This window comes from Pseudomonas sp. SG-MS2 (assembly GCF_009933855.1).
Taxonomy (GTDB): domain Bacteria; phylum Pseudomonadota; class Gammaproteobacteria; order Pseudomonadales; family Pseudomonadaceae; genus Aquipseudomonas; species Aquipseudomonas putida_E.
The window spans coordinates 1-13,740 of sequence record NZ_MOMO01000162.1 but is presented as its reverse complement, the minus strand read 5'-3'; the positions used below and the strand labels follow the sequence as shown (position 1 = coordinate 13,740).

At 63.7% G+C, this 13,740-nt stretch carries 10 protein-coding genes and 1 pseudogene; 5 read left to right on the top strand and 6 right to left on the bottom strand.

Annotation, left to right across the window (positions count from 1 at the left end; translation table 11 throughout):
- Nucleotides 1-67 precede the first annotated feature (67 nt).
- The 4 genes from BLX42_RS13600 to mexE all read right to left on the bottom strand — a co-directional run bounded on the left by BLX42_RS13600 (nucleotide 68) and on the right by mexE (nucleotide 7,169).
- Nucleotides 68-1,123 carry a tetratricopeptide repeat protein gene (locus BLX42_RS13600; protein ID WP_161871975.1) on the bottom strand — a complete coding sequence of 352 codons (1,056 nt, stop codon included), beginning with the start codon at nucleotides 1,121-1,123 and terminating at the stop codon, nucleotides 68-70.
- 200 nt (nucleotides 1,124-1,323) lie between these two features.
- Nucleotides 1,324-2,739 (bottom strand): efflux transporter outer membrane subunit, encoded by a 1,416-nt coding sequence (locus BLX42_RS13595; protein ID WP_161871974.1) that lies wholly within the window; start codon nucleotides 2,737-2,739, stop codon nucleotides 1,324-1,326.
- A complete protein-coding gene (locus BLX42_RS13590; RefSeq protein WP_012314307.1) occupies nucleotides 2,736-5,915 on the bottom strand; it encodes an efflux RND transporter permease subunit in 3,180 nt (1,059 codons plus the stop codon). Before BLX42_RS13590 ends, BLX42_RS13595 begins: the two co-directional genes overlap by 4 nt.
- A 12-nt stretch (nucleotides 5,916-5,927) precedes the next feature.
- On the bottom strand, nucleotides 5,928-7,169 hold the full coding sequence (gene mexE, locus BLX42_RS13585; RefSeq protein WP_161871973.1) for a multidrug efflux RND transporter periplasmic adaptor subunit MexE: 1,242 nt from the start codon (nucleotides 7,167-7,169) through the stop codon (nucleotides 5,928-5,930).
- 230 nt (nucleotides 7,170-7,399) lie between these two features.
- On the opposite strand from mexE, the gene BLX42_RS13580 reads away from it, so the two are divergent.
- Complete coding sequence (locus tag BLX42_RS13580) at nucleotides 7,400-8,521, top strand: MFS transporter (protein ID WP_161871987.1); 1,122 nt, start codon at nucleotides 7,400-7,402, stop codon at nucleotides 8,519-8,521.
- 139 nt (nucleotides 8,522-8,660) lie between these two features.
- Here BLX42_RS13580 and BLX42_RS13575 read toward each other — a convergent pair whose 3' ends face one another.
- A complete protein-coding gene (locus BLX42_RS13575) occupies nucleotides 8,661-9,140 on the bottom strand; it encodes a GNAT family N-acetyltransferase (RefSeq protein WP_046787675.1) in 480 nt (159 codons plus the stop codon).
- A gap of 128 nt (nucleotides 9,141-9,268) precedes the next feature.
- Here BLX42_RS13575 and BLX42_RS13570 point away from each other — a divergent pair, with 128 nt between their 5' ends.
- From BLX42_RS13570 to BLX42_RS13560, 3 genes are all read left to right on the top strand, one after another.
- Nucleotides 9,269-9,898: a LysE family translocator gene (locus tag BLX42_RS13570; protein ID WP_177010263.1), complete on the top strand. Its 630-nt coding sequence runs from the start codon at nucleotides 9,269-9,271 to the stop codon at nucleotides 9,896-9,898.
- A 21-nt stretch (nucleotides 9,899-9,919) separates the two neighbouring features.
- Complete coding sequence (locus BLX42_RS13565; protein WP_161871971.1) at nucleotides 9,920-10,792, top strand: alpha/beta fold hydrolase; 873 nt, start codon at nucleotides 9,920-9,922, stop codon at nucleotides 10,790-10,792.
- Nucleotides 10,793-11,073: 281 nt separating this feature from the next.
- Entirely contained in the window at nucleotides 11,074-11,334 is a 261-nt protein-coding gene (locus tag BLX42_RS13560) for a DUF1652 domain-containing protein (RefSeq protein WP_046787672.1), read from the top strand.
- Between the two features lie 79 nt (nucleotides 11,335-11,413).
- Here the strand turns inward: BLX42_RS13560 and BLX42_RS13555 are convergent, their stop codons facing one another.
- Nucleotides 11,414-11,701, bottom strand: a complete 288-nt coding sequence (locus BLX42_RS13555; protein WP_161871970.1) for a hypothetical protein — start codon at nucleotides 11,699-11,701, stop codon at nucleotides 11,414-11,416.
- Nucleotides 11,702-12,014: 313 nt separating this feature from the next.
- On the opposite strand from BLX42_RS13555, the pseudogene BLX42_RS13550 reads away from it, so the two are divergent.
- Nucleotides 12,015-13,740 (top strand): annotated as a pseudogene (locus tag BLX42_RS13550) (hypothetical protein); the annotation flags it as partial.

Below are 13,740 nucleotides of genomic sequence, written 5' to 3'. Positions count from 1 at the left end.
GCCTGGCCAAGCCGTGAGTGGTCCGTTACCCACTGGACCACAGGCAAACCCCCAGGGTTCAACGTATCTAAAGTCCTTGCTGCAGAAATGGGTCATCCGGGTTTTGCCGCTCCAGTTCGGCAAGCAGCACCTGAACGTTCTGCAATTGACCTGTTTCTTTCCAGTATCGAATCAGCAACACCCGTGCCCGCCGATTGGCCGGTTGCCGGTTGAGCAGGGTTTCAAGCTGCTTTTGCGCTGCATCGGACTGTTCCAGGTCGTGCAGGGTCACTGCCAGGTTATAGCGATAGTCGGCATTGTCCGGCTCCAGCTCGACCGCGCGGGACAACGCGAGCAGGGCGAACTCGCGCTGGCCATGGCGGATCAGCCAGCGCCCCAGTTCGTGTTGCAGGAAGGCCGAATCCGGCCGTAGCGCCAGTGCCTGGGCCAGTACCTGCCGGGACTGGTCGTGGTGGCCTTGACGTTCGAGCAAGCGTACCTGGGTCGCCAGGGCGTCGAGGTTGTCCGGGTTTGATGCAAGGCTGCGGTGCAGGGCGGCTGCGGCCTCGGTGTAGTCATTCTCATGCAGATACAGGCGTGCCAGGTGCACCTGGGCCGCCGCATCCTCAGGTTGTTTTTCCAGCGTTTGCTGGTATTGCTCCAGTGCCGCCTGCAGTGGGCCGAAGTACAGGCCAATGGCGTCGGGGTCCAGGCCAAGCAAGGCATCGACGGCGGCAAAGCGTACGCTTTGCTCGTCATCATCGAGCAGGGGGCCAAGAACCAGGCTGCGTTGTGCGGCGGGCAGCAGGCGGCGGATGCTGGCGATGGCTGCTCGACGGACCAAGGGCTCATCGTTTTCCAGGTCCATGCGGGCCAGTTTCAGCGCTTGTGGCGAGGGGTAGTTGGGCAGCTCTGCGTACAGGGCTGCGCGGCGGATCGGCGCCAGGTCGTTGCGTTGCAGTTGCTGGTAGAGCACCCGCGCGGCGCCCGGTTGGCCTTCATGCGCCTGGCGCAGGGCTTTGGCGTAGCTGTGCGGGGGTAGTGTCGGTTGTGCTGGCGGGGTATCGCGGCGCAGGTAGGCGATGCCGACTGATACCAGAATCAGCAGTAAAGCAGCGATCAGGTAGCGGTGGCGTGTGGGCATCGGAGGGGGCCATGGCGGGGGAAGTGGAAGCTTGGGGCAGATTGGCGTGGGCTGCAAGGGCAGCACAGCAATCAAGGCATGTGCCCGGCCGCACCATCAGCGACCTGTAAACAAACCAAAAAAAGCCCCGCAAGCCAAGGCCAGCGGGGCAAACGGTTGGGGGAGGAGCCAACCAAAGGAGTCGTTTAAAAAGTGGGAACTCAGCGCACGCTGGCCACCGAGTCCGGCTGCCAGCCACCGCCCAGCGCCTTGTAGATCGAGACAATGCCGCGATACAGGTCAACCTCGCCCTGCGCCTGTGCATCTTCGGCGCTCAGCCGCTCACGCTCGGCATCGAGCAGCACCAGATAATCCACCGTACCTTCGCGGTAACGCACCGAAGCCAGGTCAGCCGCCTTGCGGCTGGCCTCGCTCTGGCGCATCAGCGACAGCAGCCGCTGCTGGGTCTTGTCATAGTCGCTAAAGGCGTTGGCCGACTCTTCCAAGGCCAGCAGTACCTGTTGCTCATAGTTGGCCAAGGCCCCTTCGGCATCGGCTTTGGCACCGCGCAGTCGGGCCCGCACGCTGCCCAGATCGAACGCAGCCCAAGTGATGCTTGGCCCCAGCCCCCAGGCGTTGGCTGCCGACGAACCGATCTGCGAACCGCGCGCGGCGGTAAAGCCTAAAAAGCCGCTCAGGCTCACCCGCGGGAACAGGTCGGCAGTCGCCACGCCCACATTGGCGGTGGCTGCGGCCAGTTGGCGCTCGGCACTGCGGATATCCGGGCGGCGGCGCAGCAGCTCACCCGGGTCGCCCACCGGCAGGGCCTTGGCGATAGCCGGCAAGGCCTTGGGCGAGAGGTCCACGCTCAGGGCATCCGGGCGCTGGCCGAGCAGGGTGGCAATCCGGTGGCGAGCCCGTGCCTGCTCGGCCTGCAGTTGTGGCACGGTGGCTTCGACCCCGGCCAGGCGGGCGTCGGCGCGCACCACATCGAGCTCGTTGCCGACCCCGGCGTCGCGCAGGGTCACCGTGATGCTGCGCGACTCCTGCTGGGTCTTGAGGTTGGCCACGGCGATCTTCTCGCGCAGTTGTGCACCACGCAGTTGGCCATAGGCATCGACCAGTTCGGCGATCAGGCTGACCTGCAGCTGTTGCAGGTCGGCCTGGGCGGCCGCTGCCTGAGCGTCGCTGGCCTCGATCTGGCGCTGGATACGGCCGAACAGGTCGAGCTCCCAGGCCATGTCCAGGCCCAGGTCGTAACGCTCGCTGTTGACCCGTTGATCGGTCTGGCCGGGTACCTGGCCCTTGCCGATCTCACTGCTGGCGCGGCTGGTGACCACCGGCAACTGGTCATTGGCGGCATCATCGCGGATCGCCCGCGCCGACTTGAGCCGTGCAAAGGCCACGCGCAGGTCGCGGTTGCCGTCCAGCGAAGCCTGCACCAACTGGTTGAGTACCGGGTCATCGAACTGCTTCCACCACACGCTTTCGAAGCGGCTACGGTCGAAGGCCTTGGCCTGCACGTCGCTGGCCAAACGCGCAGGCTCAGTGTTCGGCGCTTTGTAGTCCGGGCCTACCGCGCAGGCCGCCAGGGCCAGGGCCAGCAGGCTCGGGGTCAGGGGTTTGAGCAGCTTCATGCGTGGTTCTCCAGCGATTGAACGCGTTCGGCCTTGCGGGCCTGGCGACGTTCGACGAAACGGCGAATCAGGAAGAAGAACACCGGGGTCAGGAACAGGCCGAACACGGTCACGCCGATCATCCCCGAGAACACCGCGACACCCATCGCATGGCGCATTTCCGAGCCGGCACCGGAGGAGAACACCAGCGGTACCACGCCCATGATGAACGCAATCGAGGTCATCAGGATCGGCCGCAGGCGCAGGCGGCAGGCTTCCAGCACCGCAGCCAGCGGGTCGAGGCCCTTGGCTTGCTCGTCCTTGGCGAACTCGACGATCAGGATGGCGTTCTTGCACGCCAGGCCCACCAGTACGATCAAACCGATCTGGGTGAAGATGTTGTTGTCGCCACCGGAGACGATCACTCCGGTAATCGCCGACAGCAAGGTCATCGGCACGATCAGGATCACCGCCAGCGGCAGGCTCCAGCTTTCGTATTGGGCTGCCAGCACCAGGAACGCCAGCAGCACGCACAGCGGGAACACCAGCAGCGCGGTGTTGCCGGAGAGGATCTGCTGGTAGGTCAGGTCGGTCCACTCGAAGGTCATGCCGTTGGGCAGTTCCTCGTTCAGCAGTTTCTCGATGGCCGCTTCGGCCTGGCCGGAACTGTACCCCGGGGCTGCCGCACCGTTGATTTCCGCGGTGATAAAGCCGTTGTAGTGCATCACGCGATCAGGCCCGGAGGTGTCGCTGACCTTCAGGAAGGTCGCCAGCGGGATCATCTCGCCCAGGTTGTTGCGCACCTTCAACTGGCCGATCTGCTCGGCATCGAGGCGGAACTGCTGCTCAGCCTGGACGTTGACCTGGTATGTGCGGCCGAAGCGGTTGAAGTCGTTGGTGTACAGCGAGCCCAGGTAAACCTGCAGGGTGTCGAAGATGTCGGTGATCGCCACGCCGTGGGTCTTGGCCTTTTCCCGGTCGATGGCCGCATCGACCTGCGGCACGTTCACCTGGTAACTGGTGAACAGGCCAGCCAGCTCCGGCACGTTGTGGCTCTTGGCGATGATGTTCTGGGTTTCCTTGTACAGCGCTTCGTAGCCCAGGTTGCCACGGTCTTCGATCTGCAGGCGGAAGCCGCCGATGGTGCCCAGACCTTGTACTGGCGGTGGGGGGAAGATCGCGATGTAGGCATCCTGGATGTCGGCGAACTGGGCGTTCAACGCCGCAGCGATGGCCGCTGCCGACTGGCTCGGGTCCTTGCGCTCATCGAACGGCTTGAGCGGGGTGAACACGATGCCGCTGTTGGGGCTGTTGGTGAAACCGTTGATCGACAGGCCTGGGAAGGCTACCGAGTCGGCCACGCCGGGTTGCTTCAGGGCGATTTCGCTCATGCGCTTGATCACCGCCTCGGTGCGGTCGAGGCTGGCGGCGTCAGGCAACTGGGCGAACGCCACCAGGTACTGCTTGTCCTGCGCTGGCACGAAACCGGTCGGGGTGGACGAGAAACCCAGGTAGGTCAGGCCCATCAGGCCGGCATAGACGAACAGGGCGATGCCGCTGGAGCGGATGACCCGGCGCACGCCACCGACGTAACTGTGGCTGGCGCGGTCGAAGAAGCGGTTGAACGGGGCGAACAGCCAGCTGCCCAGCAGTTTTTCCAGCAGCCGCGAGAAACGGTCCTTGGGTGCGTGGTGGTCCTTGAGCAGCACGGCGGCCAGGGCCGGCGACAGGGTCAGCGAGTTGAACGCCGAAATCACGGTCGAGATGGCGATGGTCAGGGCGAACTGTTTGTAGAACTGCCCGGTAAGCCCGGAGATGAACGCGGCGGGCACGAACACTGCGCACAGCACCAGGGCGGTGGCGATGATCGGCCCGGTCACTTCGCCCATTGCCTTTTGCGTGGCCTCCAGCGGCTTGAGGCCCAGCCCGATGTTGCGTTCGACGTTCTCCACCACGACGATGGCGTCGTCCACCACGATACCGATGGCCAATACCAGCCCGAACAGCGACAGGGCGTTGAGCGAGAAGCCGAACAGGTGCATCACCGCGAAGGTACCGATCAGCGATACCGGCACAGCCAGCAGCGGGATGATCGAGGCGCGCCAGGTCTGCAGGAACAGGATCACCACCAGCACCACCAGCACCAGCGCTTCGAACAGGGTGTGCACCACCGCTTCGATGGAGCCGCGCACGAAGATGGTCGGGTCATAGACGATGCTGTAGTCCATGCCTTCAGGGAAGTCTTTCTTCAGCTCGGCCATCTTCGCCCGCACTTCGTCGGAGATCTCGATGGCGTTGGAACCGGGGCGCTGGAAGATCGGAATGGCCACCGCCGGCTGGTTGTTCAGCAGCGAGCGCAGGGCGTACTGGCTGGAGCCCAGCTCGACCCGGGCGATGTCCTTCAGGCGAGTGATTTCGCCATCGGCACCGGCGCGGATGATGATGTTCTCGAACTCTTCCTCGTTCACCAGCCGGCCTTGGGTGTTGATCGACAGCTGGAAGCTGGTCGAGCCGGGGGCGGGCGGGGCACCCAGTTGGCCCGCGGCAACCTGGCGGTTCTGCTCGCGGATGGCCGCGACCACGTCACCGGCGGTCAGGTTGCGCGAAGCGGTCTTGTTCGGGTCGAGCCACACCCGCAGCGAGTAGTCGCCCATGCCGAACAGTTGCACATCACCCACGCCGCCCAGGCGCGCCAGTTCATCCTTGATGTTGAGGATGGCGTAGTTGGACAGGTAGAGCATGTCGTAGCGGTTGTCCGGCGAAGTCAGGTGCACCACCATGGTCAGGTCGGGCGAAGCCTTGTCGACGGTGATACCGATACGGGTCACTTCTTCCGGCAGCTTGGGCTGGGTGCGCGTGACACGGTTCTGTACCTGCACCTGCGCGTTGTCCAGGTCGGTGCCCAGGGCGAAGGTGATGGTCAGGGTGAGCTTGCCATCGGCAGTGGATTGCGAGGACATGTACAACATGTTCTCGACACCGGTGATGGCCTGCTCCAGCGGTGCGGCGACGGTTTCGCCGATCACCTTGGGGTTGGCACCCGGGAAGTTGGCGCGCACCACCACGGTAGGCGGCACCACTTCCGGGTATTCACTGATCGGCAACTGGAACAGCGAGATGGAACCCGCGATCAGCAGCACCAGCGACAGCACCGCGGCGAAGATCGGCCGGGTAATGAAGAATTTCGAAAAGTTCATCGGTGTTGTCCCTTAACCGCGCGGCGCTTGGGCGCTGGCGACTTTTGCATGGGTGCCGGCAACCTTCGGCGCCGGGTTGCTGGCTTCCAGAGCCTGGCGCTGCTGGGCGAGGGCGGCGAGGGTCTGCTCGCTGGCCATGGGTGTTTCTTGCGGGGTGACTGGCGAGCCAGGGCGTACCCGCTGCAGGCCCTTGACCACGATGCGGTCATCCTTGCCCAGGCCGCTGCGCACGATACGCAGGCCTTCGAGCTTGGGCCCCAGTTCCACGGTGCGGTAGGTCGCCTTGTTGTCCTTGTCCATGACCAGTACGAACTTCTTGCCAAGGTCGGTGCCCACGGCTTCGTCGTTGATCAGTACCGCGTCGTACTGGGCGCTGCCCACCAGCTTCAGGCGGGCATACAGGCCAGGGGTGAACTGGCCGTCGCGGTTGTCGAACACGGCGCGGCCACGGATGGTGCCGGTGCGCGGGTTGACCTGGTTGTCGACGAAGTTCATGTGGCCCAGGTGCGGGTTGCCGGTTTCGTTGGTCAGGCCCAGGTAGACCGGGGTCGCCTGGCCGCGCTGGCCTTCACGCGCCAGCTGGGTGTACTTGAGGTACACGCGCTCGTCGGCGTCGAAGTAGGCATAGACCTTGTCGGTGGAGACCACGCTGGTCAGTGGCGTGACATCGGCAGTGACGATGTTGCCGGCGGTGTACTGGGCGCGGCTGACGCGGCCGCTGATCGGCGCGGTGACGCGGGTGAAGCTGAGGTTCAGGCGGGCCAGGTCAAGCTGGGCCTGGATCGCATCGACACCGGCGCGGGCCTCGGCGGCAGCGCTGCTGCGCGACTCGGCAAGCTCGGCGGAGATGGCGTTGCTGTCACGCAGACGCTCGCCACGGCGAGCTTCATTGGCGCTGCGGATGGCGGTGGCCTTGGCCTGTTGCAACTGGGCTTCGAGGCGGCGCACTTCAGCCTGGAACGGGCGTGGATCGATCTGGAACAGCAGGTCGCCTTTCTTGACCTGGGCGCCTTCGGTGAAGCCCACCAGGTCGATCTGGCCGGACACGCGCGGGCGCACTTCGACGGTTTCCGGGGCTTCGAGGCGGCCAGTGAATTCGTCCCATTCGTTGATCGGCTGCTCGATCACCTTGGCGACGGTGACCTTGGGCGCGGCGGGAGCCTGCACGGCATCTGGGGTGCGGCCACAAGCGCTGAGCACCACCACTGCCAGGGCAGCGAGGGGGAAGCGCAAGGGTTTGAGTGAGTGGTCCATGGAGAACTCCGCCAAAGTATTAGTAGTGGGCGGAGTGTGAGTGCCTTGCGCGTGACGCACGAATCGAACGCAGCGAAGGTTATTATCACGCCCAATGATATGTCGGGATATTTCATCGATGGCGAGCATGGTAGGGTGCCGGCTCTGATCCTCCCCCGTATGTGAACCAAGGCCCGATCGTGAACAGCTCCCCGCAACTACCCGGGCCCCTCGGCATCGTCTGCCTGGGCATCCTGCAAATACTGGTCTGGGGCGGTTCGTTCTTCCTCATGGCGGTGATGGCCGAGCCGATCAGCCGCGACACCGGCTGGCCCAGCCAGTGGGTGTACGGTGCGCTATCGCTGAGCTTGATGGTCTCGGCGCTGTTTGCCCCGCTGTCCAGCCGCCTTGTTGCACGCTACGGTGGCCGTCCGCAGATGGCCGCCAGTGGCGCCGTGGTCGCGGTGGGCTTGCTGATCATGGCCGCCAGCCAGGGCCTGGGGCTGTTTTTGCTGGCCTGGGTGGTGATCGGCGTCGGCATGGCGATGGGGCTGTACGAGGCACTGTTCGCCACCCTTGGCGGGTTGTATGGCGAGGGTGCGGGCAAGGCAATCACGGGCATCACCCTGATCGCCGGCTTCGCCTCGACCCTGTCTTGGCCGACCGTGGCCTTGGCCATCGAACACCTGGGCTGGCGCACCACTTGCGGCTGCTATGCGCTCGTGTTGCTGTTGGTGGTGGCGCCTCTGTATTGGCGCGTGTTGCCGGCCGGAGGGCGGATTGAGGTACGCAAGGCTCAGGATCAAGGCACCGCGACCGGGGCCGACCGCCAGCTTTACCTGCTGTTGACCAGCATGTTCGCTATTGGCGCGATCATCATGACGGCAATTGCCGTGCAACTGGTAGCCGTGCTCCAGGGCCTTGGGCACTCGCTGCCGGTGGCAATTGGCCTGGCGGCGATGCTCGGTCCCAGCCAGGTGGCCTCCAGGGTGTTGCAGATTCTGGCCGGCCAGCGCCATCCGATCTGGACAGCCTTGGCTTGGGTCAGCCTGGTGCTGGTCGGTCTGCTGCTGGTCACGCTGGTGCCGGCGGCCACGGCCGTGGGCCTGCTGGTGTTCGGTTGCGGCAATGGCTTGCGGGCGATCGTGCGCGGGCTGTTGCCCTTGGCGATGATGCCGCCTGCGCAATACGTGCTGTTGATGGGGCGCATGTCGCGGCCGTCGCTGATCGGCCAAGCGTTGACGCCGGTGGTGGGGGGCTACCTGTTCGAGCACTTTGGCGCGATGGGGGTGCTGGTGACCTTGTGCCTGTTGGCGCTGGTCAATGTGGTGCTGGTGGGGGTGGTGATGCATCGTGTGCGCAGCGGCGCGTGACGGCCGGCTCCCACTGGGTTAGCGCTGAGCTTGAGAGCAGCGGGGTACCTGTAGGAGCCGGCTTGCCGGCGATCACCGGCAAAGCCGGTGCCCTGCGCCGCAGCGCCTGCATCGCCGGCAAGCCCACACAGGTTACTGATCAACCGCGGGCAAACTGCAGCAGCCTGTCCCCATCCAGCCGGTACCGCACCCACTCATCCTGCGGCTCGGCCCCCAGCGATTTGTAGAACCCGATCGCCGGTTCATTCCAGTCCAGCACACTCCATTCCAACCGCCCGCAGCGGTTCTCTACGGCTTCGCGGGCAATGTGCCGCAGCAGGTCGCGGCCCGCGCCACCGCCGCGCTGTTCAGGCGTGATATACAGGTCTTCCAGGTAAATACCGTTGCGCCCCAGCCACGTCGAATAGCTGTAGAAATACACGGCAAACCCCACTGCCTGGCCATCGCGTTCGCAGATCAGGCTGTGCACCGTGCTGCCCTCATCGAACAGGCTGTGCTCGATATCGGCAAGGGTGGCGACCACTTCATGGCGCGCACGCTCGTACTCGGCCAGTTCGGTGATGAATGCAAGAATCTGTGCGGCGTCAGTGCGTACTGCGGGGCGAATGGTAAGGCTCATGCTGGGCTTCCTTGATAAGCAATGCGTCGTATCGATACAGTCATGTGTATCTGCGTAATTTAAGGTAACTGTACCGGTTGTACGGAAGGCGACTGCCGTAGTGTGACAGCACTCATTACCATTCTGGAATGCCTGCCATGCTTGCCTCTTTCGACCTGCTGATGGCCTTTGTGCTGTTTGCCTTCGTTTCCTCGATAACCCCAGGCCCCAACAACACCATGCTGCTGGCCTCTGGGGTGAACTTTGGCGTGCGTCGCTCCATCCCTCACGCCCTGGGCATCAGCATCGGTTTCATGGTCCTGGTGCTGGCCGTTGGTCTGGGCCTTGGCGAGGTGTTCAAGGCCTGGCCTGCGTTGTACACCGTGCTGCGTTACGTGGGCGCCGCCTATTTGCTCTACCTGGCCTGGAAGATCGCCACCTCCGGCCCTTTGAGCGCCGATTCGTCCAATGCCCGCAAGCCGCTGGGCTTCTGGGGGGCAGCCGCGTTCCAGTGGGTCAACCCCAAAGCGTGGGTGATGGCGGTAGGGGCGATCACCACCTACACACCGGCCCAGGGCTATGTGCTGAACGTGATCGTCATCGCGGCCGTGTTCGCCCTGGTCAACCTGCCCAGCGTCGGCGTGTGGGTGATGTTTGGCAGTGCGCTGCGCAACCTGCTGCAGAAACCGCGCTGGCTGATGCTGTTCAATGTCCTGATGGCCTTGCTGCTGGTGATATCGCTTTACCCGCTGCTATTTGTAGAATCGGCGTTTTGGTAACGCGTCGAGTACGGCAAACCCATGCAGTTGATCCCCTGGTCTCACCAATGCTCCGAAGGTTTCACCCTGCGCGGCTGGCGCTCGCCGGCCAGCGGCAAGCCGCTGCTGCATTTTTTGCACGGCAATGGCTTTTGCTGCCTGGCCTACCAGCCGATGCTGGCGCGCCTCGGCGAGCAGTTCGACCTGTGGCTCAGTGATGTTCAGGGGCACGGCGACAGTGACCATGGCGGGGTGTTCCGCGGCTGGAACCGCACGGCTGAGTTGGCAGTGGAGGCGTTCGAAGCGGGCCGTGGCGAGTATGGCGAGGTACCTCGCTATGCACTGGGGCACAGTTTTGGTGGCGTGCTCACCGGGCTGATCCTGGCCATCAGGCCTGGGTTGTTCGAGCGCGCCGTATTGCTTGACCCGGTATTGTTCAGCCGGCGCATGATCGGGGTCATGGGGGCTGCTGCGCTGGTGGGCCTGCACCGCCGGCATGCCCTGGCGCGCAAGGCCGCCAACCGCCGCAGCCATTGGCCCGACCGCGAAGCGGCAACGGCTTCGCTGCAGGGGCGGGGCATCTTCAAGGGCTGGAGCGATGCAGCGCTGCAGGCCTACATCGAACATGCCATCGGCGATTGCGGTGAGGGCGTGGTGCTCAAGTGCCGGCCCAGCCGTGAAGTTGAGATTTTCAGCTCCTTCCCTGCGCGCATGTGGGCGCATCTCGCCGCCATCCAGGTTCCCACCCGTGTGTTGTATGGCGAACAGACCTATCCTTTCGTGCCGCATTCGGTGCAGCGGCTGGCCGCGATCAACCCCAGGGTCCAGGCTCGTCAGGTCGCCGGAGGTCACTGCTTCATGCAGGAGGATCCGGCCGCGGCGGCGCAACAGGTACTGGAGCACCTCAAAGGCTGAGCAACGATCACATGGGCGGGGGCGCTCGACGTCATTGGCACTGTTTATGCGCTACCCGCCACGCGGTCGCCAGCGCTGACCGCCTGTCGTGAAGTGCCTCGATTGGATCGAACGGTAAGAGGGCTTGCCGGTTCTTCCACTAAGGTGCTAGTTGATCTTGCGCATCATCAATTGCCCCGGCGCATGGACGGCCGCCTGGGCATGGGCATTATCAATTGGCACCCTGCCTGCCAAAGGCGTACTCCGATAAACAGGCCATCCACTCAAGAGAGGGTCTTAACATGTCGTTGATAGGTGTTTCGATGCTGGAAATGCGCCAACTGATCGAACAGGCCTGCCTGCCTGATCTTTGTGAAGTGAGTTGCCTGGATGGCACAAGCCTGACCATTCGCTTGGGTCAGGGGCCAAACATGGAGCAGGGTGTGACGCTTACAGGCGTTCCATTGCAGAACCTGAACAGTTGCCGTGACGTGGTGAAACTGGTTGACCAGTTGCATGCGCTGCGTGACAGCCAGCCAGCGTCGCTGAAGGCGATCGCCTGACGACCCAGGGGCACCGGTCAGCCGAAGCTGGCCGGGCGCCATATTCTGCCGTCAGCCCACCTCGCCGTCGTTGATCGGCTCATTGCAGCTCCACCAGCAGGTTCAGCCCGCCATCACCACACTTGCCTTGGTCACGGACCACACCATGGTAACTGCGGCCATCCCACACGAAGGCCACGCTGTGCGCCCGCTCGACTTTGTCCGGAAGCGGCGGGCAGATGTGCAGGCGCAGGGCAGGGCGCCCCTGCACGTTCAGTGCAGCGAGTTGGCACTGGCATTCAACGCTCATGGCAATCGGGCCGAACAGCGTGTCGCGCACATAGTCCAGTTGCACGTTGGCGTTGGGGGCACGGCCGGGCATCTTCATCGTTGCGGGGCTCCTGGAAGTTGACGTCGATCAGCATGTGGAAAGCAACTGAGTGCGGACGTTCAACTTTTTATGGGGCCTGTTTACAGGTCGTTTACCCACCCCTGCGGCAAACCATGAATACCCCATTTTCTGGTGACCCACACCCCCCGCAATGACAACGAATACCATCCCCTGATGTGGGGGGCGCAGCGGGGAATCCACCCCAATCCGGTTCGATTGATCGCCCAAACCATTGAATAAAAAGGATATTTGCTTCTGGCATACACCTTGCTGACCCTCTTGCACAGTTCCTGTGTCCCGGAGGTGCAGCATGTCGACCCCCAACAAAGGCCCCGTCCTCACATCACTTGTACTGGCCCTGCTGGGCTGGACAGCGACCAGCGAGGCGGCTGTGCAATGCCAGCGCACCTTGGTGGCCAACGTGATCGCCCTGGACCAGCCCCTGATGTTCAACCGCCTTGGCGCGCAAAACGCCAACGGCATGATGTTCGCCCTGCGTCAGGATGTGGTGGACGAGCACCTGGTACCCTTGAGCAAGGGGGGCGCCGCAGTGCCGGGCAAGGTGACCCTGCGCCCGGACAAACGCCCACGTCCCATCGTGCTGCGGGTTGCCGCCGGTGATTGCCTGACGGTCAACCTGACCAACCTGTTGGCTTATCAGGCCAATCCCAACAAACACGGTATCGACCATGATGAGAACGAGTTCGAAGGTGTAGAGGGAGAAGAAGCCGAAGAAGGCGATGAAGCCGAAGAAGCCGAAGAAGCCGAAGAAGCTGCAGAAGTGGAGAATGACGGGGGCGAGCACTTCGTCGCCGACGAGCAGGTCACTGATCGCCACGTCGGCTTTCAGGTCAACGGCCTTCAGGCCGTCAACAGCATCGGCGACATTGCCGCCAACACCGGCCGCAATGGCAACTTCCTGATCGCCCCGGGCGCTACCCGCAGCTACACCCTCTACGCCGAGCGCGAAGGTGCCTTCGCCGCCACCAGCCAGGGTGCCACGTTCGGCGGCCAAGGTAACGCCGGCAACGTCGCCAATGGCCTGTTCGGCCAGGTGGTGGTGGTGCCCAAAGGTGGGCGCACCTATCGAAACACCCTGACCGAAGAGGAAATGCGCCTGGCCAGTACCGGCCGTGCCGCCACCGGCCAGCCCGTGGTCGACTACGAGGCCCGCTACCCACAGGTTGAGCCGTGGATAGCCGAAGGCAAGGCCGGCAAGCCGATCATCGCCATGGTCGACGGCAACGAAATCCTCAGCAGTGAAACCGACGCCATTGTCATGGGGCCCAACCCGGACGGCAGCTTCCCGCGTTCCACCTACCCGCTGGAAAGCATCAACAAGCGCAACCCGGCCTTGCCCAACCGCCTGGAGGCGTTCCGCGATTTCGCCTCGCAGTTCGCTGATGAAGTGGCGGCCACCCAGGCCTTCCCCGGCTACTGGGCGGACCCGGTGATGGGGCATGTGCTGGAGCCTACGCGCGACTCGTTCATGATCAACTACGGCTCGGGGGGCATGGGCGCGGAAGTCGTGGCCAACCGCCTGGGGGTCGGGCCGATGCACGATTGCTTGTCCTGCGCCTATGAAGAGTTCTTCCTCAGCGCACACACCGTGGGTGATATCGGCACCCTGGTGGATGTGCCGGCCAACATCGGCCTGGAACACATTCGCCCAGGCGAAACCCCGCCGGCCAGCGCCATTGGGGTCAAGGCCAACATGGCGCTGTACCCGTCGGAGCCGGCCAACGTGCACCACAGCTACATTGGCGACTTCACCAAGTTCCGCAACACCCACAACGGCCATGAGCAACACATTTTCCACCTGCATGGCCACCAGTGGCTGTTCAACCCCAATGACGACAACTCCGACTACATCGACGCCCAGGGCATAGGCCCAGGTGTTGGGTACACCTACGAGATCGCCAACGGCGGCTCGGGCAACCGTAACCGTGTGGCGGGTGATGCCATCTACCATTGCCACTTCTATCCGCACTTCGCCCAAGGCATGTGGGCCATGTGGCGGGTGCACGATGTGTTCG